General features: G+C 68.7%; 24 protein-coding genes. 15 read left to right on the top strand and 9 right to left on the bottom strand.

The window, feature by feature from the left end:
- Positions 1–136 precede the first annotated feature (136 nt).
- The 4 genes from GA0111570_RS07620 (at position 137) to GA0111570_RS07605 (ending at position 3,196) form a co-directional block, all read left to right on the top strand.
- Complete coding sequence (locus GA0111570_RS07620) at positions 137–661, top strand: GNAT family N-acetyltransferase (protein WP_092608767.1); 525 nt, start codon at positions 137–139, stop codon at positions 659–661.
- Between the two features lie 386 nt (positions 662–1,047).
- A complete protein-coding gene (locus tag GA0111570_RS07615; RefSeq protein ID WP_175557383.1) occupies positions 1,048–1,506 on the top strand; it encodes a hemerythrin domain-containing protein in 459 nt (152 codons plus the stop codon).
- A gap of 237 nt (positions 1,507–1,743) precedes the next feature.
- Positions 1,744–2,277 (top strand): DJ-1/PfpI family protein, encoded by a 534-nt coding sequence (locus GA0111570_RS07610; RefSeq protein ID WP_092608761.1) that lies wholly within the window; start codon positions 1,744–1,746, stop codon positions 2,275–2,277.
- A 100-nt stretch (positions 2,278–2,377) separates the two neighbouring features.
- Positions 2,378–3,196, top strand: a complete 819-nt coding sequence (locus tag GA0111570_RS07605; protein ID WP_092608759.1) for an NAD-dependent epimerase/dehydratase family protein — start codon at positions 2,378–2,380, stop codon at positions 3,194–3,196.
- A 354-nt stretch (positions 3,197–3,550) separates the two neighbouring features.
- Here the strand turns inward: GA0111570_RS07605 and GA0111570_RS07600 are convergent, their stop codons facing one another.
- Positions 3,551–3,958: a type II toxin-antitoxin system VapC family toxin gene (locus GA0111570_RS07600; protein WP_092608757.1), complete on the bottom strand. Its 408-nt coding sequence runs from the start codon at positions 3,956–3,958 to the stop codon at positions 3,551–3,553.
- On the bottom strand, positions 3,958–4,194 hold the full coding sequence (locus tag GA0111570_RS07595) for a FitA-like ribbon-helix-helix domain-containing protein (RefSeq protein ID WP_092608755.1): 237 nt from the start codon (positions 4,192–4,194) through the stop codon (positions 3,958–3,960). The genes GA0111570_RS07600 and GA0111570_RS07595 overlap by 1 nt, the downstream gene beginning before the upstream one ends.
- A gap of 831 nt (positions 4,195–5,025) precedes the next feature.
- Here GA0111570_RS07595 and GA0111570_RS07590 point away from each other — a divergent pair.
- Positions 5,026–6,072, top strand: coding sequence for a tyrosine-type recombinase/integrase (locus GA0111570_RS07590; protein ID WP_092608753.1), 1,047 nt, complete (start codon positions 5,026–5,028; stop codon positions 6,070–6,072).
- A 15-nt stretch (positions 6,073–6,087) separates the two neighbouring features.
- Here GA0111570_RS07590 and GA0111570_RS07585 read toward each other — a convergent pair whose 3' ends face one another.
- Positions 6,088–6,378, bottom strand: coding sequence for a HigA family addiction module antitoxin (locus GA0111570_RS07585; RefSeq protein ID WP_217634073.1), 291 nt, complete (start codon positions 6,376–6,378; stop codon positions 6,088–6,090).
- An 11-nt stretch (positions 6,379–6,389) separates the two neighbouring features.
- On the bottom strand, positions 6,390–6,668 hold the full coding sequence (locus GA0111570_RS07580) for a type II toxin-antitoxin system RelE/ParE family toxin (RefSeq protein ID WP_092609233.1): 279 nt from the start codon (positions 6,666–6,668) through the stop codon (positions 6,390–6,392).
- A gap of 165 nt (positions 6,669–6,833) precedes the next feature.
- Between GA0111570_RS07580 and GA0111570_RS17650 the strand changes: the two genes are divergently transcribed.
- Both GA0111570_RS17650 and GA0111570_RS07575 read left to right on the top strand, forming a co-directional pair.
- Positions 6,834–7,007 carry a hypothetical protein gene (locus tag GA0111570_RS17650; protein WP_175557382.1) on the top strand — a complete coding sequence of 58 codons (174 nt, stop codon included), beginning with the start codon at positions 6,834–6,836 and terminating at the stop codon, positions 7,005–7,007.
- Positions 7,008–7,146: 139 nt separating this feature from the next.
- A complete protein-coding gene (locus GA0111570_RS07575) occupies positions 7,147–7,758 on the top strand; it encodes a hypothetical protein (RefSeq protein ID WP_139283178.1) in 612 nt (203 codons plus the stop codon).
- Between the two features lie 18 nt (positions 7,759–7,776).
- Here GA0111570_RS07575 and GA0111570_RS07570 read toward each other — a convergent pair whose 3' ends face one another.
- Complete coding sequence (locus GA0111570_RS07570; RefSeq protein WP_092608746.1) at positions 7,777–8,514, bottom strand: phosphatase PAP2 family protein; 738 nt, start codon at positions 8,512–8,514, stop codon at positions 7,777–7,779.
- A gap of 404 nt (positions 8,515–8,918) precedes the next feature.
- Here GA0111570_RS07570 and GA0111570_RS07565 point away from each other — a divergent pair, with 404 nt between their 5' ends.
- Positions 8,919–9,851: a hypothetical protein gene (locus GA0111570_RS07565; protein ID WP_139283177.1), complete on the top strand. Its 933-nt coding sequence runs from the start codon at positions 8,919–8,921 to the stop codon at positions 9,849–9,851.
- Here the strand turns inward: GA0111570_RS07565 and GA0111570_RS07560 are convergent.
- Positions 9,820–10,254 carry a helix-turn-helix domain-containing protein gene (locus GA0111570_RS07560; RefSeq protein WP_175557381.1) on the bottom strand — a complete coding sequence of 145 codons (435 nt, stop codon included), beginning with the start codon at positions 10,252–10,254 and terminating at the stop codon, positions 9,820–9,822. The genes GA0111570_RS07565 and GA0111570_RS07560 overlap by 32 nt on opposite strands.
- A 607-nt stretch (positions 10,255–10,861) precedes the next feature.
- Here GA0111570_RS07560 and GA0111570_RS07555 point away from each other — a divergent pair.
- From GA0111570_RS07555 to GA0111570_RS07530, 6 genes are all read left to right on the top strand, one after another.
- Positions 10,862–11,299, top strand: a complete 438-nt coding sequence (locus GA0111570_RS07555) for an NfeD family protein (protein ID WP_092608738.1) — start codon at positions 10,862–10,864, stop codon at positions 11,297–11,299.
- Between the two features lie 30 nt (positions 11,300–11,329).
- The gene (locus GA0111570_RS07550) at positions 11,330–12,454 is read left to right on the top strand and encodes an SPFH domain-containing protein (RefSeq protein WP_092608735.1); all 1,125 of its coding nucleotides are present in this window, start codon (positions 11,330–11,332) and stop codon (positions 12,452–12,454) included.
- A 297-nt stretch (positions 12,455–12,751) separates the two neighbouring features.
- Positions 12,752–13,423, top strand: a complete 672-nt coding sequence (locus GA0111570_RS07545; protein WP_092608732.1) for a DNA alkylation repair protein — start codon at positions 12,752–12,754, stop codon at positions 13,421–13,423.
- 239 nt (positions 13,424–13,662) lie between these two features.
- Positions 13,663–14,874, top strand: a complete 1,212-nt coding sequence (locus GA0111570_RS07540; protein ID WP_092608729.1) for a glycosyltransferase — start codon at positions 13,663–13,665, stop codon at positions 14,872–14,874.
- Between the two features lies 1 nt (position 14,875).
- Positions 14,876–15,517, top strand: coding sequence for a TVP38/TMEM64 family protein (locus GA0111570_RS07535; RefSeq protein WP_092608726.1), 642 nt, complete (start codon positions 14,876–14,878; stop codon positions 15,515–15,517).
- Positions 15,514–16,548, top strand: coding sequence for a glycosyltransferase family 4 protein (locus tag GA0111570_RS07530; RefSeq protein WP_245703083.1), 1,035 nt, complete (start codon positions 15,514–15,516; stop codon positions 16,546–16,548). Before GA0111570_RS07535 ends, GA0111570_RS07530 begins: the two co-directional genes overlap by 4 nt.
- A gap of 166 nt (positions 16,549–16,714) precedes the next feature.
- Here the strand turns inward: GA0111570_RS07530 and GA0111570_RS07525 are convergent, their stop codons facing one another.
- From GA0111570_RS07525 to GA0111570_RS07515, 3 genes are all read right to left on the bottom strand, one after another.
- Entirely contained in the window at positions 16,715–17,455 is a 741-nt protein-coding gene (locus GA0111570_RS07525; protein WP_092608723.1) for a rhomboid-like protein, read from the bottom strand.
- Positions 17,456–17,553: 98 nt separating this feature from the next.
- Entirely contained in the window at positions 17,554–19,926 is a 2,373-nt protein-coding gene (locus GA0111570_RS07520; RefSeq protein WP_092608720.1) for an ABC transporter permease, read from the bottom strand.
- Positions 19,923–20,645, bottom strand: coding sequence for an ABC transporter ATP-binding protein (locus GA0111570_RS07515; RefSeq protein WP_092608717.1), 723 nt, complete (start codon positions 20,643–20,645; stop codon positions 19,923–19,925). Before GA0111570_RS07515 ends, GA0111570_RS07520 begins: the two co-directional genes overlap by 4 nt.
- Before the next feature lie 132 nt (positions 20,646–20,777).
- Between GA0111570_RS07515 and GA0111570_RS07510 the strand changes: the two genes are divergently transcribed.
- Complete coding sequence (locus GA0111570_RS07510; protein WP_175557380.1) at positions 20,778–22,241, top strand: MFS transporter; 1,464 nt, start codon at positions 20,778–20,780, stop codon at positions 22,239–22,241.
- Positions 22,242–22,253: the final 12 nt, after the last annotated feature.

Raw genomic sequence — 22,253 nt, 5'->3', positions numbered from 1 at the left:
AGTGGGACTGGACGATGGTGATCCCCCTGCCGGGAATCCTGTCGGATGAGGAGATCATCGAGGGACTCACCGCCGCTCGGCGTGCTCGGTAGGATGGAGCGCCGCAATCCGCGACGACGACAGGGGACCGACACCGATGGCACCAGTGCTCGTCGAGCCCGACATCCGATTCCACGCCTCCTTCCTCGAGCTGGTGGAGGAGTGGGGTGAGGGCCTGATGCACGGCTTCAGCTTGGAGCCCGAGGACGACGTCAGCACTCCGGACGGGTTCGCCACCTGGGTTCGTACGCTGCTGGCCGAGGAGACCGTCCCCCGCAAGCCGTCCTTCGTCACCTCCACCACTCGGTGGATCGTCGAGGACGATGCGGTGCTCGGATCGGTGCAGTTGCGCCACGAGCTCAACGAGTTCCTGGCTGCGGTCGGCGGGCACGTGGGGTATGGAGTCCGGCCCTCGGCGCGTCGGCGCGGACTGGCCCGCTTCGCGATGGCAGGCATCCTCGACATCGCCCGGGAGCGGGGGTTGGGGCGCGTGATGGTGTCCTGCGACGTGGACAACATCGGCTCGCGGCGAACCATCGAGGGCGCGGGGGGAGTGTTCCAGGACGTGGTGCCCGGGCTGGCCGGGCGGCCGTACCGGCGCTACTGGATCGACCTGGACTGACCTCTTCCCTCGCCCCATCCGACGCTCACCACTGGCTCCCACGGGACGCTGTCACTCACGCTGGCCGTGCAGCGGATGGCGCCGGCAGAACGCCCTGGTGGAGAAATTGTCGGTGGGCACGCTGGGCTGCACCACCGTGATCTGCCCGGACACAACGGGCACCCGGCCCCAGATCGAGCAGACCGTGCCGCGCCTGTGGCTGCCGGGGGGGGGGAGTGGTACGAGGTCACTGGCCGCGGGTACGCGCCCGAGGGGGAGGTGGTGCTCGGCAGCGTACGCCAGGACGTCGCCGCCACTCCGGGGCTGCGGACGCTGCCGGAGACCGGAGTGCTCGGGGGCGTGACACGATGAGCACACGAACAGCCGCACCCCATGGAGGTTGGCAGATGGACGAGCAGACGGTCGGGGCGATCCTCGAGGCAGAACACCGCAGCATCGACGAGGACATCGTGCGCTTCGGCAACGGCGAGATGCCTGACGAGGCATTCCGGGCTTCGATGGACCTGTTGCGTCGCCACATCTACGTGGAGGAGGCGATGATGTTCCCCCAGCTGCGGGAGGCTGGCCTCGTCATGCCCATCATGGTGATGGAGCGCGAGCACGGCGAGATCTGGTCCGTGCTGGATGCGCTCCAGACCGCGATCACCGACGGCTCGGCCGGCGCCGACGTCACCGGCGACCTGGAGGCCCTGACCACCCTGCTGGAGAACCACAACGCCAAGGAGGAGCCGATCGTCTATCCGGTGGCGAACAGGGCACTGTCCTCCTATGACGCCACTGTCATCAAGGACTTCCTTGCCTCAGGGACGATGCCGTACGGCTGGACCTGCGCCCGCGCGGTCTGAGCGACCGCACGGCGGTGCCAACAGCCAGCCACCGTGACGCTGTTGCGCTGCGAGTGCGGCGCGGTCTGGTTCCGTACGCGGAACGGGGGCCTCGGAGCCGTACGCCTCCCGTGTGGCTGATTCGCTGGCGATGTGTCGACATTTCCCTTGCTGATCGGGCTGCTGCGGCTAGATTGGAAGGGGCCGGCGGGGCCGCCTGCCGGAGATGGTCACATCCGAGTGAAGGGACCGCGACAGATGCCCAAGAAGAACATCCTGATCCTGTCCACCGAGTACGGCACCGAGCGCGACGAGCTGGTCGTGCCCCTGGAGAAGCTCAAGGAACTGGGCCACGACGTCACGCTGGCCACTCCCAGCGGCGATCCGGTACAGACGCTCAAGCACGACAAGGACCCGGCCGACAAGGTGCCCGCTGATACGACGGTCGCCGAGGCCACCGGCACGTACGACGTGATCGTCCTGCCGGGCGGTGCACTCAATGCCGACCACGGTCGCACCGATGAGGGCATCCGCCGGCTCGTGAAGGCCCAGGCCGGAGCCGGTCGGTCGATCGCCGCGATCTGCCACGCCGGCTGGATCCTGGTCGAGGATGGACTGACCAAGGGCAAGGACCTGACGTCCTACCCCTCGATCCGCACCGATCTGGAGAATGCCGGCGCGACCTGGCAGGACCAGGCCCTGGTCAAGGACGACGCCAACGGCTGGACGCTCGTCACCTCCCGCAACCCGGGGGACCTCGACGTGTTCGTGAAAGCGATCGACGAACTCTGAGTCCGACCCGGACATCCCGCGATGACCCGGCGCGCCGCTGCCCGGCGCCCGGGTCGTCGACGGGGATGGTGGTGCATCCGAGCAGAGGAAATGGTGAACCATGGCTGTCACACCGCAGGACCCCCATGACCTGAAGCCGCCGACGGATCCCAGGCGCCGAGTGCTGATCACCGGGGCCACCGGAGGTATCGGATCGCTGCTGTTCGAGCGGCTCGACGCGGACTACGACCTGGTGCTGCACGGTCGGCACACGCATTCCGAGGAGATGGCGAAGCGGCTGCGCCGGGCCGAACTGGACGACTACCCGGCGATCGAGGCCCTGATGGACGGCGTGGACACCGTGGTCCATTTGGCCGGCGCATCGTCCCCAGAGGCCAGTTGGCAGGACGTGCTGGACGCCAACATCATTGGGATGCGCAACGTGCTCGAAGCCGCCCGCGCCAAGGGCGTGCGCCGCTTCGTCTACGCCTCGTCCAACCATGCGTTCGGCATGTACGACAGGCTGGGGGAGTGGCCGGTGTACTCGACGACCCCGCCCCGCCCTGACTCGTTCTACGGGTTGTCGAAGGTGTTCGGCGAGGCGATCGGCCGCTATTACCACGACGAGTACGGCATCGACTTCATCGCGCTGCGCATCGGCTGGTCGATCGCGGATCCCGACGAGGGCCCGGACAAGGACGTGCTGCGCGCCATGTGGCTCAGCGAGGACGACACCGAACAGGTCGTACGCTGCGCGATCGAGGCGAAGGTGCGGTTCGGCCTGTACTACGCGGTCTCGGACAACCCGAACCGGCGCTGGGACATCACCAACACCATGCTGGAGTTGGGCTACCGGCCCAAGGACCGCTGGACCGACCATTCCGACAAGGTCGAGGACCCGGATCAGCCAACCCCGGAGGACTGGCCGAAGGGCTCTTGATCATGGCTCGATGCCTCGGAGCGTTTTCCGGGATCGCTTCAGGAATCCAGGTACCCGCCTAAAGACTGACATTTGCGCGATCCTTGCACAGTGACTTGGGTGGCCGCGAAGGAGCGGGCGAGAGATGCCCACCGCCCCGCCTCAGAGCTTTTTTCGGGATAGGGTATGGGCTCGTTGGCCGCTCGATTGCTTGGCTTCGGAAACCGCGAGGTTCCCGGAGCCAAGCCCATTTCTCGCAGGGTGGCGATGAGCGCTGCCTCGCTTGGGTCCCGGGAACAGCCAAACGGTAAGGCGGGGGAGGACACCTGAGCGAGCCCACCTGGCCTCGACCTCCTACCTGGGGCCCCTGCCGGGTCACGGTTCCCAGGGGTTGATGAGCCCCATGCCGCAGCCGGCGAAGTCGCGGACGTTGCGGGTGGCCAAGGGAAGTCCCTGGCCTACGCAGATGGACGCGATCAGGGCGTCCATGGTCGGACGAGGCCGTCCTGGTGCGGTGGCAATATCGGCAAAAGCTTCGGCGGCGCTGCGGTCGAAAGGCAGGATCATGGGGATCTCGTCGATGAAGGCCTCCACGGCGCGCTCGAGTCGCTGCCGCCGCGCACCGTTTGGAAGCAGATGGAGGCCCACATGCAACTCGGCAAGACAAGGAGCCGGCAGTGCGAGATCCGCCGTGGCGAGCCCGCGAATCCAGCTCAGGACGTTGGGGTCACAGTGCGGCTTGATGACCTCCGACACGACATTGGTGTCGAGCGCCACCCGCATCAGAACACCTCGCGGGGTGGCTCGACGTTGCGCTCGGGGAGTTCCAGGTCGACAGGATTTTCGCGAGTCGCCAGGTGGAGGGCAACCAGGGCGTTGGGTACCTGTATGTCGGCCCTGATGGTGTCAGCAAGAATCTCGCGGGCCTCGGCCTCCATGGAGTGGCCCTTTCTGGCGGCGCGTCGCTTGAGTGCGTCGCGAACCTCATCGGGGAGACCCCGGACGGTGATCGTGGCCATTGCTAGCACCTCCTGGGGTAGATGCTAGCAATGGATTGTGATGAATCAAAGGATGTCGTGCAGGGGTAGTGCTTGGCGATGAAAGTAAAGCAGCAGTCGAGGGCCCGACTGCTGTGATGCCGGCCCGGCAGGGGCTGGTTGGCCTTCGCGTGCCACGACATGGTGGAGCCCGTGCAAGCACCGGCCATGGGTGACCTCGCGCCGGTCCCGGTAAACCGGAGCCACTCTGCCTTTCGTCGGTGCGATCGCCTGGAGATTGCCTCTGGAACTTGCCCGAAACCGCGGTAGCGCCGTCGATCGGCCATCTGGTTGATGAGGCGGCGAGAGCCCGGGCGGTGGCCCAGAGTCTTGGTCTGACATGACCGATAATGCACATTATGTCAGAAACAGGAAATCTGGAGCCCTGAGAGAGGACTCTGCGGCTCCCCTTCGGGCTTGCTGTGCGCGCACCCCTGCGCTGCTCGCCTCCTCCTCGGCGTGCTGGGCGTCCAGGCGAGCCCGGCGCTCTGGGTTCGCACCGCGCTGGGCTCTTCCTGTCGTCGAATCTCCGCTTGGCTGTGTCGGTGTTCGAATCGATCCGCCGACGGATTCGTACACCTGGTCCAGGTCGGCGACTGGTGACCACGGGACGGCTTGGGCGGCAAGTGTCTGACCCGTGCGCTTGAATCGTCGGTGCGTGCGGATCGGTGACGTGGGTGCCTGGAGGTCGGGTGTCGGCGTGCGCGGTGGTCCACTCGCCTGTGTTGCGACGCCCCGACCGGTCTCGGCTTTAATGTCGTAGTACTACAAAAGGACGACGCTGGGCGATTTCGGAAAATTGGAGGGGTAACCATGGTGGCACCGCCGAAGGCGCTACGCATCACGCTGGGCGCTGCGGTCGACCGCTATCTCGACGCAGTCTCCGCACAGGTGACGGTCGGCAACCTCTCCCCTGCCACCCGCGACAACTACGCCGCCGACCTGGCGGACTTCACCAGGATCCTCGGTGGTGACGTCGTCGTGGATGACATCACCGGCCAGGACGTCGACACGGCCATCGCTCGGTTCGGCTCACTCCCCGACCGACGGTTCGTCGACCCGACGCGCAAGCATGCCCCCGGGATCAGTGTGGCGACCCAGAAGAGGTTCCGGCAATCGGTCTCCAAGTTCTTCAGCCACGCGGCCCAGAACGGCTGGGTACAGCTCTCCCCCATGCAGTGGTCGGTCCTCAACCCGACAGTCCGCGGTGGGCTGCGGATCGCCCGGACGGCCCTGACCGGTGACCAGGCCCTGGCGCTGCTGGAGTTCGGACCCGGTGAGGAGGATCCTGCGACTGCCCGTCCGCACGAACGCAACTGGGCCCGGGACCGCTTCATCCTCTCGGTGCTGTCGATCCTGGGACCTCGCGTCTCTGAGCTCTGTCAGGCCAATCTGGATGACATGCGGATGGAGGACGGCCAGGTGGTGTGGCGGATCGATGGCAAGGGCGGCAAGGTACGCAAGGTCCCCCTCTCCCCCTGGCTCGTCGCACGGCGCGATGCCTACCTCGCCGTACGGCCGGCGCCGGGGCCCCAGCTGCCGCAGGACCAGCGCGAGGACTCTGCCCGGGCCTTGGTCCGTACCGGTCGGGGCGCCCGCCTGAATCCGCGGGATGTCCAGCGGTTGCTGCGCCGGGCCGAACAACGGGTCCTGCTCGCGGCGCCGGAGAAGGCCAGGGAGGTGACGCCTCATGCCCTGCGCCATACGGCTGCCACGATCATGTTGTCGGCCGGCTGGGACGTGAAGGTCGTCGCGCAGATGCTCGGCCACTCCTCCATCGCCACTACGGGACAGTACCTGGATGAGCTCCCGGGAGAGCTCGCGGCAGCGGTTGCTGCCCATCCCCTGTCGGCCTCCTAGCTGACTGGCCGGACGTCAGGCGACGTCGTCGAGCCTGCGCACCTTGGGACGTGCGGCTGCGCGCTCGTTGGCCAGGTCATGGGCAGCCTGCATGGCAAGCCATGCCCGGGCTGTTCCGACTCCGGCCTCCTCCAGTCGAACGGCGAGGTTCGGGCTGATCCCCGCGTGGCCGTGCAACACCCGGCTCAGGGCCACTCGCGAGATGCCCAGACGCGACGCCGCCTCACTCACGGTCAGGCCGAGGTGGGCCAGCACGTCCTCCCGCAAGATCTCTCCCGGATGCACCGGATTCTTCATCATTGCCATCACCTGCCTTCTCAGTGGTAGTCCTGATAATCGACCAGTTCCACATCCGCCTCGATGAATCGGAAGGTCACCCGCCAATTGCCGTTCACCCAGATCGACCAGTGTCCGGTCAGGTCACCCTTCAGCTGCTGGGTGCGGAACGATGGGATCGACAGGTCGTCCGGGCTGTCGGCCACATCGAGTGCTGACAGGATGCGGAGCAGCTTCGGCACGTGGGTGGCCTGGACACCCTTCTTGGTCCCCGTGCGATAGAGCTGCTCCAGACCCTTGTGCCGGAAGCTGACGATCACCGGCAAAGCGTATCGTGTATCTATACGCGATACAAGGGGTTGCTTGCTCCCGCCAGCTATGTGACCGACGGACCCCTTCCCCCTCCCACTCTTGCCGGACAGGCCTCTGCGAAGCATCCTGAAGGGGTGGCCGGCGCCCAACCGGCCGGTCGGCAGGAGCAGATAATGGCAAGACACCTGACCATGGCATCGGTGCTGTACGTGCTGGTGATGGTAGTGCTCGTGGTGGGGGTGGACCTGCTGTTCTTCCGGGGCCACCTCTGGCCGCGCCTGATGGCCAACGTCGGCATCGTCCTGGTCTTCGCGGCCTTCTACTTCAGGTTCCTCCGTCAGGCCTGAACGGCGTCCGCGATCGAGTGCCCGTCCCCGACCCACCGGGAGGGCATCGCTCCCCCCGCTCCTCGGGGCCTGCTCCTTCTCAGTGGTGGTCGGGGTGTCTTCCGATGCCCCGCACAGAATCGGGCAGCAATCTTCAGTCATGGCTGCCCCACAGATGCGTGTCCCGCTCCCGCCGGTGCCGGTGCTGGCCCGTCCACGAGTCGGTGCCGGGCTCATCGGTGCCGCGACCGTCCTCGCCCTCTGGGCGTACTGGCTCGGCCTGGTCCTGCCCGTCGACCTGTTCGCCCAGGACTGGTCGGTGGCCTGGACCGGCCTGGCCAACTGGCAGCTGACCTGGGTCGGCATCGATGCGCTCGAGGTGCTCGGCCTGGCCCTGACGGGCGTGGCCCTGCGCCGTGGGCACTGGGCCGCGCCGCTGATCGCGCTGGGAACACTGCCGATCTTCGTGATGGACGCCTGGTTCGACATCATGACGACCGTGACCCTGCAGGAACTGCTTCGGGAGGTCGCCCTGGCAGTGTTCGTCGAGCTGCCGACGGCCGGCATCCTCGCCTGGGTGGCATGGTCCGGGATCAGGAGGATGCGCAGCCTGATCCAGGCGGCGCTGGAGTTCGAGAACCGGCCGTCCCGTGGGTTGGGACCGGACCGGCGGTTCGCGGTCCCGATGCACCCGGCGCGATCCCTGGACTGCGGGGAGATCGTGACACGGCCGGCGCCCCCGTCCAGTCCATGGGTGGTGGCGGGCCTGTGAGCCGCGTCGGACCGGACGCTAGCGCGGGAGGGCGCGCTGGGCGCTGCTCCGGTTCAGGAAGCGCAGCTGCGGCATGACCAGGTCGACACCGACCACGCGGACGGCCGGGGCGATGGCGAGTGACCAGGCGATCGAGGCGGCCACATCGGTCGGATAGTGCACGCCATCGATCATCAGGGACAGGCCCACGACCACGGCGAGAATCGTGCCGAGGGCCACGGTCAGCCGGTACCACCGGGTGTCCCGCAGGACGTACACCAGGGCGATGACGATGGCGACGATGAAGACCATGTGACCGCTCGGATAGGACGCGTCCACCTGGACGGGGACGAAGTGGTGGGGCTGCAGGGCCGTGTCCGGGCGTGGGCGGTGCACGAGCAGCTTCACAATCGCCGAGGGCAGCCAGGTCACGGCGACCACTCCCCCGAACGCCACGGCGGGGCGCAGGTCCTTGTGGACCCACCAGATGACGGCAGCGGCGAGGATGGTGAGGGCGATCGCGGGTCCTGGGCTGAACACGTGGTACACCGCTGAGGTCAGCGCTCCGATGACGCCGACATGGAACCCGTTGAGCCACAGCGACAGGCCCCGGTCGAGCGGGACGTACTTCAGCAGGAAGCCCGCGCCGGTGATGACCAGCACGGCGATGATCGCCAGGGTGATCAGTACCAGCGGATAGGGCGAACGGCGGAAGATCCCCTCATCGTCCGCAGCCCTCCCGGGCACTCCGACGGCAGGGTGGCCAACTGTTGACATGAATGAGCCGGTCCTTCTCTCGTAGCTGGTGGTCGCCTCCGGCGGTGCCGGTCGGCCCCTCCATGATGGTCGGGCCTCGCCAAGATTTTGGGAAGTCGCCCTGCAGTGGGCCCCCACGCCGTGCTCGCTCGTCGGCACTCTCCCCCGCCAGGGTCGGTTCCGTGGTCGGGTGATGATCGCAGATCAGCGCTCCAGACGAGCCGCCCCCGGGACCTGGAGGGGGCCGTCGGCGGCAGGGAATTCCTGGGGCGGCTGCCTCGCTCAGATCGTCCCTCCACGAAGATCTGATAACAGGCCTGGGCACCTCTCCCTCGGTGATGACTCCGCCCCGCCCCCGTTCAGGTACGTGGGGGGTTCCGGAGAGCAATGAGGGGAGGGTCGCCCAGGCCTGTTATTATTGCCTCGTGATAGTGCTTTCACCCTCTGACCGGGTCCTGGCCGTGCTCCCCGACCTCATCGACGAGCTCTCCTCGCACGCTTCCTCCTCCACCACCCGACAACGCGAATGGGCCATCACCGGGGCCCTGGACCACTACACGCAAGGCGCCGGCGTCAAGGCGATGGCACGCGTCACCGTGGCCGACCTGCTCTCCCCCGCGGCCGTCCAGGACTACCTGGCTGCGGCCACCGAGGGCCGCCTGCGCCGGCGCGCCGGCGGCCCGGAACGGATCATCCCCGAGTCGCCCCGTACGGTCCGGGCCCGCGCCTCGGCGCTGCGCTGGCTGGCCACCCGCACCCAGCAACCCGCTCCCCCGGCGGTCCACGACCCCACCCCCCTGATCGAGCTGACCCCCCACCTGGCCGAACACACCGTCCTCACCGTGCGGGCGCTGCGTCACCAGGACAACGACATGATGAGCCGCGCCGCGGCAGCCATCGCCCTGGTCGCCGCCGCCGGCCTCACCAGCGAGCAGCTGGTCTCCCTGCGTACCGACGACCTCCGGAGCACCGGTACCGGCGCCTGGATCCGCACCGACCCCCCGCAGCACCTGCCGGCCGCCTGGCAGGAGGACCCCGAGGACGGCGAGGTGTACGCCCCGCTCCCGCCCTGGGGATGGGGAGCCGTACGCGTCTGGATGGGCCTGCGCCGCCGACTGGTCAGCGCCCTCGAGGGAGCCGACCACCGGGCACTGTTCGTCACCTGCGCACCCAACGGGCGCAACGTCCCCCCCGGAATGCCGCTGCACGCCCGGGGCCTGGTCCGGGCCCACCAGCGCGCCATCGGGACCCTGGCCACCCTCGAGCCCGAGATCGATGCCCCCCAGCGCCTCTCGACCGTCCGCCGGTTGGCCTGGGCCTACTGGATCACCCCAACTCCCGGACCAGCACCTCGCTGAGCGCCAGCGACCGCTGCAACCTGGTCGCCAGGTCCTCGTGCTCGGTGCGCAGCCGGGCGACTTCGGCCCGCAGTGCCTCGTTCTCCGTACGCAGCGCCTCGTTCTCCGTACGCAGGGCCTCGGTGTCGGCCCGCAGCCGGGCAGGATCCGGCCGCGGTGTCGAGGTCATCTCCTCACGAGCGGGAACCGCCGCCGGGCGGCCCCCCTCGTGCTGGGACCTCGGCCCCCGACGCACCGTGCGGCGCTCCTGGTAGTCCCGCACATCGGTGGCCCGGAACAGCCAGCCGGCACCGCCTTCGTCACGGACCGCCGGGAGCACCTCGTCCCGGGCAAGCGAACGCACCCGCTGCGGAGAAACCTGCAACAGGGTCGCGACGTCGGCCGTCGTCAGCAAATCATTCACGAAACCGCATCCTGCCATAGTTCGCGCGCTACTTGCGCCCACCACGCTCGTGCTGTCGCACGTGGCCAGGGGAACTCGTCACCGCCGGCCGACCTGTGCGGCAGCGGCGCCGGGGACGTGACCCGCGAAACATCGCCACGCCCCGTCCGGAGTCCGGACCGCGAGCCAAACATCCGAAAGCCAACGACTCCGCGAAAGCCGCGTGCTGAAGCATTGCGAAACTCGGAGGCGAACCTTTCGTGCAGCTTTCGCATCGGCCCGCCGGTCTTGCACGACATGGTTTCGTCGGGGTCAGCCGTCGGGTTTCGCGGAAGGTGCTCCGGTGTCGGCCTCGACAGTCCCCCCGACCACTCTCTCCGCCGTGCCGGCTTGGTCATCCGGACCATGCGAAACATCAGCATCGCGCGCAACCGGGGTCGTACGAAACTTCACGACGTTCGCGAAACCACGCGGTCTGCGTGTTTCGTTTCTTGTTTCGTGACTCCGGTTCGGTCGCCGGATGGCGTGGCCCGTGGAGTGGTCGCGGCCTGGGCTCGACCAGCACCACGCCAGTCGTTGGCGCCACCCGCTAGCCTTGTCGTACGCCCTCAGAGGGGAGGCCGAACCCATGCAGTGGTTCCTGTGGCTCATCGTGGCCGCAGTGCTGGGTGCTGCCGAGATCTTCACCCTCACCCTGGCCCTGGGCCTGCTCGCCGCAGCAGCCCTGGTCGCTGCAGTGGTCGCCGGCCTCGGCGGCTCACTCCTGGCCCAGATCCTGGCCTTCTCCGTGTCAGGAGCGCTCGGCCTGCTGGTCGTCCGCCCGATCGCCCGCCGCCAGCTGAACACTCCTCCGCTGTCCCGCGAGGGCACTGATGCCCTGATCGGCCGTTCCGCAGTGGTGCTGAAGGAGGTCACCGCGGACCAGGGCCTGGTCAAGCTCGCCGGGGACGAGTGGTCCGCCCGATCCTTCGACGAGTCCCAGGTCATCCCCGTCGGAACAACTGTCGAGGTCATGGAGATCGACGGCGCACGGGCCGTCGTCTACCCCCGTGAACTCCTGCCCTGATCCCCACACACTGAACGGAGGCGAGGAGCCATGGATTTCGTGCTGGTACCGATCATCGTCGCAGCGATCCTGATGGTCTTCTTTGTCATGGGTACCGTCCGCGTCGTCCCCCAGGCGCGCCGGTACATCATCGAACGATTCGGCCGCTACCGCACCACCCTGCAGCCCGGCCTGAACTTCATCATCCCGGCGGTGGACCGGATCAACAGCCGCCTCGACATCCGCGAGCAGGTGTTCACCTCCGCCCCCCAACCGGTGATCACCCAGGACAACCTCGTGGTGAACATCGACACCGTGCTGTACTACCAGATCACCGACCCGCGCGCCGCCGTCTACGAGGTGGCGAACTACCTGCAGGCCATCGACCAGCTCACCGTCACCACCCTGCGCAACGTGATCGGCAGCATGGACCTGGAGCGCACGCTGACCTCGCGCGAGGAGATCAACGCCCAGCTGCGGACGGTCCTCGACGACGCCACCGGCAAGTGGGGCATCCGGATGAACCGCGTGGAGATCAAGGCGATCGATCCACCGGCCACCATCAAGGAGGCGATGGAGAAGCAGATGCGCGCCGAGCGGGACAAGCGCGCCACGATCCTGCACGCCGAGGGCGAACGGCAGGCGAAGATCCTCACCGCCGAAGGAACCCGGCAGCAGTCGATCCTGGAGGCCCAGGGTGACCAGCAGGCAGCGATCCTGCGTGCCGACGGCGAGGCGAAGGCCATCGACCTGGTGTTCCAGGCCGTCCATCGCAACGACGCCGACCCGAAGGTACTGGCCTACAAGTACCTGGAGATGCTGCCGCAACTGGCCGAGGGCGACAACAACACCCTGTGGGTCATCCCCGGCGAACTCACCCGCGCGATCCAGACCGTCACCGAGGCGTTCTCCGACCAGTCCCCCGCCGGCACCCGTCCGCAGGCCTCGCAGGTACCCGCCCCGCCCACCGATCCCGGGGCGGATGCGCCGGATGCCCTCGAACAGGACCGGGAAGGCCCAGATGACGGTCCCCGAGCGCTGACCGGCGGCGCCCACCCGGCGTACGACGTGGCCGCGACGCTCGACCAGGCGGCCGAGATGGCCAGGCGGGCCGTCGACGATGCGAAGGCCGACGCCGCGGCCGCCGAGCATGGAGGAGCACCCGGGGACCTCTGATCCCGGCCGCGCTCCGCTGGCCCACCCACGGAGACCGGCGGTTCGGAGATAGAACAACGGGAGGATGCGCAGGAGCGCGGGCCGTCAGTCTGGCTCGCGCTCCTGTGTCCGCTTCCGGACCAGGGAACGCGCCCGGGGGAAGAACGCTCCGGTCGAGGGCCCAGAGCGAGGAATGAGAGGGCGACGAAGACGTTCTGGTGGACGGGGGTAAGGGCGCAGGCCACCCTGGCCGATCGGGTACCCGGTCGGCCCGCTGCCCTCGTACGCTGGTGCCCTCCCAGGGGAACAGGAACCGGAATGACCGTGACGACTGTGGCCGAGATCATGGCCGAGTTGGCCGAGCTCGAGGACCCACGGGTCCGGCAGGTCAACGACCGGCACGGCGACGACCACGCGGTGAACCTCACCCAGCTTCGTGGCGTCGCCAAGCGACTGAAGACCCAGCAGGGCCTGGCCGGTGAACTCTGGCTGACCCGGGACAGCGCCGCCCGGCTGCTGGCGATCCTGGTCTGCCGCCCCAAGTCGTTCGGGCGCGACGAGCTGGACGCGATGCTGCGCGAGGCGCGTACGCCCAAGGTGCAGGACTGGCTGGTCAACTACGTGGTGAAGAAGAGCCCCTACGCCGAGGCGCTCCGGCTGGCCTGGTTCGCGGATCCGGATCCGGTGGTGGCAAGTGCCGGGTGGGCGCTCACCACCGAACGCGTACGCAAGCAGCCGGAGGGCATCGACCTGGACGGGTTGCTGGACGTCATCGAGGCTCAGCTGAAGGACGCTCCCGATCGCCTGCAGTGGGCGATGAACGAGACCCTGGGAAACATCGGCATCGAGTACCCCGAGCACCGCGACCGCGTGCTGGCCATCGGGGAGCGCCTCGAGGTGCTGAAGGACTATCCCACTCCCCCGAACTGCACCTCGCCGTACGTGCCGCTATGGGTCGCCGAGATGGTCCGGCGACAGCAGGAGCACTAGCGGGAACCAAGGAGGAAGGCACGCGGCGATGCAGGAAATTCGGGCCGGCAGCCGGAGGATCATCACCGAGACGCGCCAGTCGTCCCGCGTCCGGGCGCAAGGGCTGCGCTCCACGCCTGCTAGCCTGCCGATGGGCGACCCGGTATCGGGGCGGTCCGAGACACCGACGGCAGCATCCTGCGCACCGTGGGTCGGGCCGGCCGGGAGGCCCGGTACCGGGGGAACGATCTGATGGAGCCATGAACGAGACAACCGCTGAGCCACTGCGCGTCCTGCTGTGCACGGATTGGTGGGGCGCGGTAAACGGGGTTGTCGCCAGTGTCACCACCCTCAAGCGGGAGCTCATCCGTGCCGGGCACGACGTGCGGGTCCTCACGCTTGCCGACGGTCGCTCCTCGCACCACGAGGGTGACCTGTACGGGCTCGGATCGATGCCCGCCTCCCTCGTCTACGAGTCGGCCCGCTTCGGCACCCTGCGCCAGGACCCTATCCAGCAGGACATCCTGCGATGGGCGCCGCAGGTGGTGCACTCCCATACCGAGTTCACCACCTACGTGTGGGCCCGACGCCTCGTCCGTGAACTCCAGGTGCCCTGGGTACACACGTACCACACGATCTATGAGGACTACACCCACTACTACTCGCCGAGCCTCACGGTCGGAAAGAAGGTGGCCGCCACCTTTTCCCGCAGGATGCTCAATCGGACCGACGCCGTCATCGCGCCGACGCTCAAGGTGAGCCGGCTGCTCACCGGCTACCGGGTGACCCCGCCGATCCGGGTGGTCCCCACGGGCCTCGACCTGGACTTGTTCCGTCCGGCACGCAGCGCGGACGAGCGTGCCGATGTCCAGGCGCTTCGAAAGCGTCTGCACATCCCGGAGGGCGACCGCGTCCTGGTGTCGGTGAGTCGTCTGGCCAAGGAGAAGAACCTCGAGGAAGTCCTCAAGGACTTCGCGGCCAGCCGTGTCGAGGCGATCACCCTGGTGGTCGTCGGGGACGGTCCGCACCGCTCGAAGCTGCAGGAGTTGGCGGCAGCTCTCGGGATCAGCAGGCGGGTCCGGTTCGCCGGTCCCGTGGACCACACCGAGGTGCCGACCTACTACCGTCTGGGTGACGTGTACGTCAGTGCATCGCTCAGCGAGACACAGGGCCTGACGTACATCGAGGCGCTGGCCTGCGGCCTGCCCCTGCTGTGCCGCCGTGACCCGTCCCTGGCCGGCGTCGTCCTGGACGGCGTGACCGGTTGGCAGTACGACGACAGCGCCGGCTTCGACGCCGCCCTCACCCGGATGCTGGCCGATCCGGCCCAGCTCGGCCAGCTGTCCCGGGCCGCCGCCACGCATGCGGAGCGCTTCAGCGCGCGGGCGTTCGGCTGCAGCGTCCTCGACGTCTACGCCAGCACCCAACGGCGACGCCACCTCCGCGCTGATCGGGTACTGGTCGCCGGGTGACATGAGCGGCTCCGACCCGGGGTCGGTCGACCCTCCCACCCACCAAGGCCCGCTGCGGCCCCGCGACCCCCTGCGCTGGGCCAGGCTGCTGGTCCCGCTGGTCGGCTTCGCCATTTCCGTGGCGATCATCCTCGTGGGCCTGCAGAGCGGGGTGCTGGACTCCCTGGCCAGCCTGCGGTCCTTCATCGACTCCCTGGGCTTCTTCGGCCCACTGATCTTCCTGCTGGCCAACGGCGCGTCGGTGGTGTTCCCGATCATTCCCGCCGGCCTGCTGGTGATCGCCGCCCCGGTGCTCTTCGGCCCGGTCGAGGGGACCATCTTCAACTACATCTCGATCGTCCCCGCCTCGTTGCTCAACTTCCTGATCGCACGGCGGATCGGTCTCGGTATCGTCGAGCGGATGTTCGCGCCCAGGACGGTAGAGCGCTACCTCGGCTGGACGCGCAGCGCCCACTTCACCCGGGCCCTGGCCCTGGCGATCGCCCTCCCCGTCGCGCCCGATGACCTGCTCTGCTACCTGGCCGGGACCACCCGGATGCGGTGGCGTACGTTCGTGCTGATCATCGTGCTGGGCAAGCCCTGGTCCCTGATGGCCTACGGGCTCGGCGTCAGTGCGCTAGTGGAGAGGGTCCTGCATTGGTGATCCGGGTCCTCTTCCCCACCGGGCTCACGTCGCTGGCCACCCAGTCGGGGGTCGGCGAGGCGATCCGCCACCAGCAGTGGGCCGTGCGGTCGCTCGGGCACGAGGTGGTGACCAACCCGTTCGGGCCGTTCGACGTGATCCACCTCAACACGCCGTTCCCCGACACGCCGCTACTGGCTCTCTGGGCCCGATTGCGTCGGCGTCCGGTGCTGGTGTGGGCGCACTCCACCGAGGAGGACTTCCGCGACTCGTTCACCGGCGCGAACCGCCTCGCCGGAGCGTTCCGCCGCTGGATCGCCTCGATCTACCGCCTTGGCGACGCGGTCGTCACCCCCACCCCGTATGCACGTTCGATCATCACCCGGCCGGCCTACGGGATCCGCACCACCATCCACGTGCTCTCGAACGGTGTCGACACGGGATTCTTCCGGCCCGATCCCACGGCCCGGAACAGGTTGCGAGGGGCCCTGGGACTGGAGCCTGACGCCGCGGTGGTGGTGAGCGTGGGCCTCCAGATGGTGCGCAAGGGCATCCTCGACTGGGTGGCCGCTGCCCGCCGGATGCCCGAGGTGCACTTCCTCTGGTACGGCCAGACGGACCCTCGCCTGGTCACCCGGGACGTCGCCACCGCCGTCTCCACGGCGCCGCCCAACTGCCACTTCCCGGGCTACGTGGCCAAGGAGGTGCTGCGGGACGCCTACTGCGGGGCCGATGCGTTCTGCTTCCTCACCAAGGAGGAGACCGAGGGCATCGTCCTGCTGGAGGCGCTCGCCTGCGGCGCACCGGTCATCGTCCGCGACATCCCGATCTATCGCGACTGGCTCCCCGACGGGCAGGTCACCCACATGGTCCGGGGGCACGGTGAGGCCTTCGTGAGTGACGTCGAACGCAGCGTACGCGACCTGCTGGCCGGTCGGCTCCCCGATCTGACTGCTGCCGGGCGGTGCGCCGCGGAGGAGCTTGATGTGAGGCGCGTGGCCGAGCAGCTGGACCGGATCTATCGGACCGAGGGCATCGGCGCGCGGCGCTGAAGGGGGCTACTTGGCATCGACCTGCATGCCGGGCACGCCCAGCGCCTTGCGGGCCTCGAGGATGTCGCCCTCGACGTCGCCGTCCAGGTCAGGCGTCGGCAGTGATCCGAGCTCGCCGTGCAGCAGCCCGGCTGTGAACCAGGGGAGGCAGTCGTGGTCGGCAGGGTCAGTGCCCGGGCCGGTGTCGCCATCCCCGCGCCGCCATCGCCTGCGGTGGCAGGCTGCGAACCACCGGATACATCGCCAGGCCCAGCAGGAAGGCGACCAGGTGTCCGGCGTTGGTGAAGTTCGGCTCCGCGATCACCGGTGCGCCCCACACCAGGGTGAAGCCGACTGCCCACACCCAGCGCAGCCACCCGGTGAACCAGTAGCCGGCCATCGCCAGCAGGGCCATGAAGCCGTAGCTGGCCCCGACATCGACCGAGAAGGAAATGCCGGCCGGGACCCGGTGGTGGCTGACGCTCCACGCGATGACCGCTGCCGTGAGGAGGGTGGCACCGACATGGCCGGTCCAGAAACCGGCCAGCATCCGCCAGCGGCCCACCCAGCGCTCAAGCGGGGCCAGCACCAGCGTGAACGCCACCAGCCAGCCGGCCAGTTCGAGGGGGGTGACGTAGAAGGCACTGCGCAGCAGGACGCCGACCGGGTTGATGCTGAGCTGGTGCAGGTTGGTGCTCTGCGCCGCGAGGAACTCGGTGCGCAGGGCAGGGCGGGTACGCACCAGCAGCCAGGTCGTGAACCCGAGCAGGCCCAGGTAGCCGTACGTCAGCGGAGCACTCCGTACCCACGTCCACACAGGAGGCTGCACCCGCCGCCACTGGCGGCGGAGCCACAGCGTCCAGCGCCACCCATGCCGCAATCCCGCCGACAGGGCCACGGCCACCAGCACGAGGATGAGCAGCACCACCCGACCAGAGTACGCCGTAGAAGCGGGTCATCGGCCTCGGCCGGCCCTGCGGTGGCTGGTTCCGCGGCTGGTCACCGGTGCAGACTCGTCCCCACCGGTCACTCCCGGAACTTCAGGACCTCGGTCACCGGTACCGACCGGGTGTCGTGCGAGGTGACCACGCGCACCACGGCGTACGCGCCCAGGGCCAGCCCGACCATCACCGCGACGTCGCGGACGCTGAGCAGGAAGGGGATGCCGATCGGCAGGTGGGCGGTCATCAGCCGCCAGACCTGGCTCATGATCCCCACTGACACCGGGATCGCCAGTGCCACGCTGCCCACCACCAGCCAGAGGTAGTTGTCGAGGTAGAGCCGGCCCACCTCCCGGTCGGTGTAGCCGAGTGCCTTGAGCAGTGAGATGGAGTAGCGCTGCCGGGCAACGACCATGCGGATCAGGACGTAGAGCACCACCACCATGATCAGCATCGAGGACCAGGTGACCAGCGCGACGATACGGGTCAGCAACGCGTTGAACTTGGCCACCCCCGCCAACATCTCGTCGCGGGTGCTGTGGGTGAGGACCCGGTCGGGGTCCAGGTCGAGCGGATGGTCGGAGAACAGGGCGTTGTAGTACGGCACGGCCTTGCCTCCGGCCGCGGTGGTCATCCGCTCGCTCGCGACCGGGATGGCGGGGTCGAGCAGCGACTGGGCGTTCGCCGGGGTGGTGAAGCCGAAGGCGCTGGTGGTGTAGTCGGCGATCCCGACGATCCGGAAGGCCCAGTTCAGCGAGCCGTCGCTGAGCGCGATCGTGTCGCCGACACCCAGGCGATACTTGTGCGCCGCGGCCCGGGAGAGCACCAGCTGGTTGGGTCCGAGTCCCGCCACGTCCGCCGGGAAGTACCGGCTGTCCGGGGGGACGCCGAGCACCGTCAGGGTCTTGCCGGGCCCGCCGTCCTGGAGCACCTGCAGCGGCACGGCGACGGCCTGGTGCGCCCCAGCCGGTACGCCGCTGAGGTCGGGGAACCGAAGCGTGTAGTAGTCGTGGAAGCTGATGTCTGTCTCGGCCCGGGCCAGGTAGGTGTCCATCGAGCTGCGCATCCCCAGCCCGAAGACCATCAGCAGGATGCACAGGAACAGGCCCGCCACGATCAGCAGGTAGCTGCCGAGCGTCCGCATGGCCTGGCGCAGCCGGAACATCGGCACGAACGGCATCCGCTCCAGGCGCAGCGGCAGGGAGGGGCCCGCCGTGACCTGGGGGCGGAGCAGTTCCTGCGTGGGTCGGTGCAGCGCGGTCCGTACGACGAAGACGTTCACCAGCGCCACGACGGCGAGCGGGACGCCGATGCCGGTCGCCACGATCAGTGCCGACGGCTCGACCGGCACGGCGGGGAAGGAGTAGTAGCCGGTGATGATGTCCAGGTTGGGCGCCAGGCCCCGACCGAGGACGGTGCCGAGCAGCGAGCCGAGTACGGTGACGGCCAGTGGCAGCGCCAGGTAGTAGCGCAGCAGGGCCGACTCACTGGTGCCCAGCGCCGACTGGGTGCCGATCACCACCGAGTCGCGCAGGATCCGGTCCCGGGAGAACTCCCCCAGCACGTACGCGACCAGGACCATCACCAGGATCGTGGTCACCAGTGTCACGTTCATCGTCGTCCGCGCATCCGAGATGGCGCCGGTGATCCGCGGGTTGTCGTCGGCGGGCAGGAACAGCGACATCGCGGGATAGCTGAGCGGCAGTCCGGCCCCCCGGGCCGCGGCGACCGCCCGGGCGACGTACGAGTTGTGGGCGAGGGCAGGGTCGAGCGTGACCCGCTGCAGGTGCTCGCGCAGCTTGTCGGCGGAGGCTCCGTGCAGCACGTACCCGTAGGCCGAGACGGCCTGGTCGGGATGCTGCGCGGCCAGCGCCTCGAAGGTGGCCGGTGTCACCACCATCAGGGCGAACCGCTCCGGGTCGCTGGTCTGGCCGAGCTGGGGACTGGCCAGCGTGTAGTCGGGCAGGCTGCCGACACCGCTGATCCGCAGCACCCGGCCCGAGACTGTCACCTGGTCACCCACCCGCAGGCCGAGGGCAGCCGCATGCAGCTTCTCGACCAGGACCTGGTCGGGGCCGGTCGGCAGCGTGCCGGCATCGACCGTGGCGCGGCTGACGGCCTGGTCGGACCGGAAGGCCCGGACCGTGGTGTCCTCGCCGGCGGATCTGCCGGGGACGTCCACGTACGGGGTGGGGAGGATGGTGGCCCCCACGGCCTCGGCGTCGGCGAGCTGGCCGGGGGTCAACGGGACCTCGGTGATGACCGTCCCGTCGGCGAGGCCCCCGCTGCGGGCACCCTCGTCGATGCCCCGCAGTGTCGCGGTCGCCGAGGTCAGCAGGCCGACCACGACCCCCAGTCCGATCGTGAGCAGCACCAGTATCGCGCTCCAGCGCGCCCAGGTGGTGCGGAAGCTGCGCCAGTTGCGCCGCAGGGTGAGCAGCAGGGCCGGACCGTTCACCAGTCGAGGTCTCCGGCAGCGCGCGGGTGGGGGTTGGTCTCGTTCCGTACGATCAGGCCGTCGCGCAGCTCGATCACCTGGTCGGCCATGGCTGTGATCGCCTCGTTGTGCGTCACCAGGACCAACGTGGCCCGGTACCGACGGTGGACGTCGTCGAGCAGTTCCAGCATCTGCTGGGAGGTGTGGCGGTCCAGGGCCCCGGTCGGCTCGTCGCACAGCAGCACGTCCGACCCCTTCACCAGGGCCCGGGCGATCGCGCAGCGCTGCTGCTGGCCGCCGGAAAGCTGGGCCGGGAACTTCAGCCGGTGCTCGTACATGCCCAGGTGCCGCAGCAGGTCGTCGATGTCCAGCGGACGGCGGACCAACTGGGCGGTGACCTGGATGTTCTCCCGGACGGTCAGGTCCGGCACCAGGTTGTAGAACTGGAACACGAAGCCGACGTGCTGGCGGCGGTACCGGGTCAGCCCGCGCGGTGACAAGGACGTGACCTCCTGGCCGGCGACGTGGATCGTGCCGGCATCAGGGCTGTCGAGTCCGCCGATGGCGTTGAGGAGGGTGGACTTGCCCGACCCGGAGGCGCCGACGATCACGCAGCAGGCTCCCCTGTCCACGGCGAAGGAGACGTCGTGCAGCACCTCGACGCGCGACTCCCCCGCACCGAAATGGCGCGAGACCCCCTCGACGCTGACATGGGCCGGCTCGGCCGTCTTCTCACTCATCGTGACCAGTCTCCCACCCGTCTCCATCGCGCCGGGCTCCCCCGCCTCCGGCGGCCACCAGCCCCGGCTGTCTGGACCCCTGACGGTCACGGACGGTTCCCTGCCGCCGGGCAGCGGGCTAGCCTCGGAGGGGTGAGCGCCGAGAAGCCAGACCCGCCACCGTGGCGGCTGTTCGCCGTCATCGTCACGGCGTCCTTCATGGCGCTGCTCGACACCTCGATCGTGAACGTGGCGTTGCCCACCCTGAGCCGTGAGCTCGGGGCGAACCCGACCCATGAGCAATGGATCGTCGCGGGATATTCCCTCTCGTTCGCCCTGGCCCTCGCTGCTGCCGGCAGGGCCGCCGACGTCTACGGACGCAAGCGGATGTTCCTGGTCGGGGCGAGCGGCTTCGGTCTGGTCTCGCTCCTGTGCGGGCTGTCCCTCACCCCGGCGATGCTGATCGTCCTGCGGTTGGTCCAGGGAATGACGGGCGCGATCCTGATCCCCACCGTGTCGGGGTTCATCCAGCAGCTGTTCACCGGCCCGCCTCGGGCCCGCGCGTTCGGCTATCTAGGCATGGTCGTGGGGGTCTCCACGGCGGTGGGACCCGTCCTGGGCGGCTTCCTCGTCTCCGCCCTGCCCGAGCAACTCGGGTGGCGCTCGATCTTCTTCATCAACGTACCGATCGCCGCGATCATCGTGCCGTTGGCCGCCCGTCGGCTGCCTGCGGACAACCGCGAGGCGCGCACCAGCCTCCGTCTCGACGTGCCCGGCATCCTGCTGGTCTCGATCAGCACCATCGCGATCATGCTGCCGTTCGTGCTCGCCACCTCGAGGGCGCGGGTGTCGGATGCCCCGTGGTGGCTGCTGGTGGTGGCGGTGGTCGGCATCGTCGTGTTCGTCGTCTGGGAGCGCCGAGAGGATGCCGTCGGCCACTCCGTCGTTGCTCCCGGCGAGCTCGTACGCACGCAGTCGTACGTCTACGGGACGGTGATCGGCATGCTGTACTTCCTCGGCTTCGCCGGATTCTTCCTGTCCCTGGCGCTCTACCTGCAGGCGGGTCTGGGGATGCCTGCCTGGCAGGCGGGGCTGACCCAGATGCCGTTCGCGATCGGCTCCGCCACCGCGGCCGCGCGGGCCGGGCGCTGGGTCAACAAGTGGGGGCGACGGCTGGTCACCACCAGCCTCGCCGGGGCACTGGTGGGATTCCTCAGCGTCGACGCCATGACGAACCTGCATCCGGACTCGGTGAACCCCTGGCTCCTCGGCGCCTTGTTGCTGGTCACCGGCGCCTTCTCCGGTGCGGTCATCACGCCGAACGTGGCGCTCACCCTGGAGCAGGTCCCGGCCATGCGGTCATCGACGGCTGCCGCCCTCCAGCAGACCATGCAGCGCATCGGGGCCACGATCTCGATCACCGCGATGACCCTGGCGTTCTACGCCTCCCTTCCGGCGCTCGCGCGTCGGGGGGACCACGTGGCCGGCATCGCGAACGCGACCTATTCGGGTGCCTTCTCGATGTCCTTGCACATCACCGAATTCTCTTTCCTGGCCGCGATCACGGTCGCCGTGCTGGACGGGAGGCGGCGCAGCCACCAGCAGGCCAGGGCCTGACGCCCACCAGGC

It is taken from the genome of Raineyella antarctica, from assembly GCF_900092135.1.
In the GTDB taxonomy this organism is placed as follows: domain Bacteria; phylum Actinomycetota; class Actinomycetes; order Propionibacteriales; family Propionibacteriaceae; genus Raineyella; species Raineyella antarctica.
This window is presented reverse-complemented; position numbering and strand designations above follow the sequence as displayed.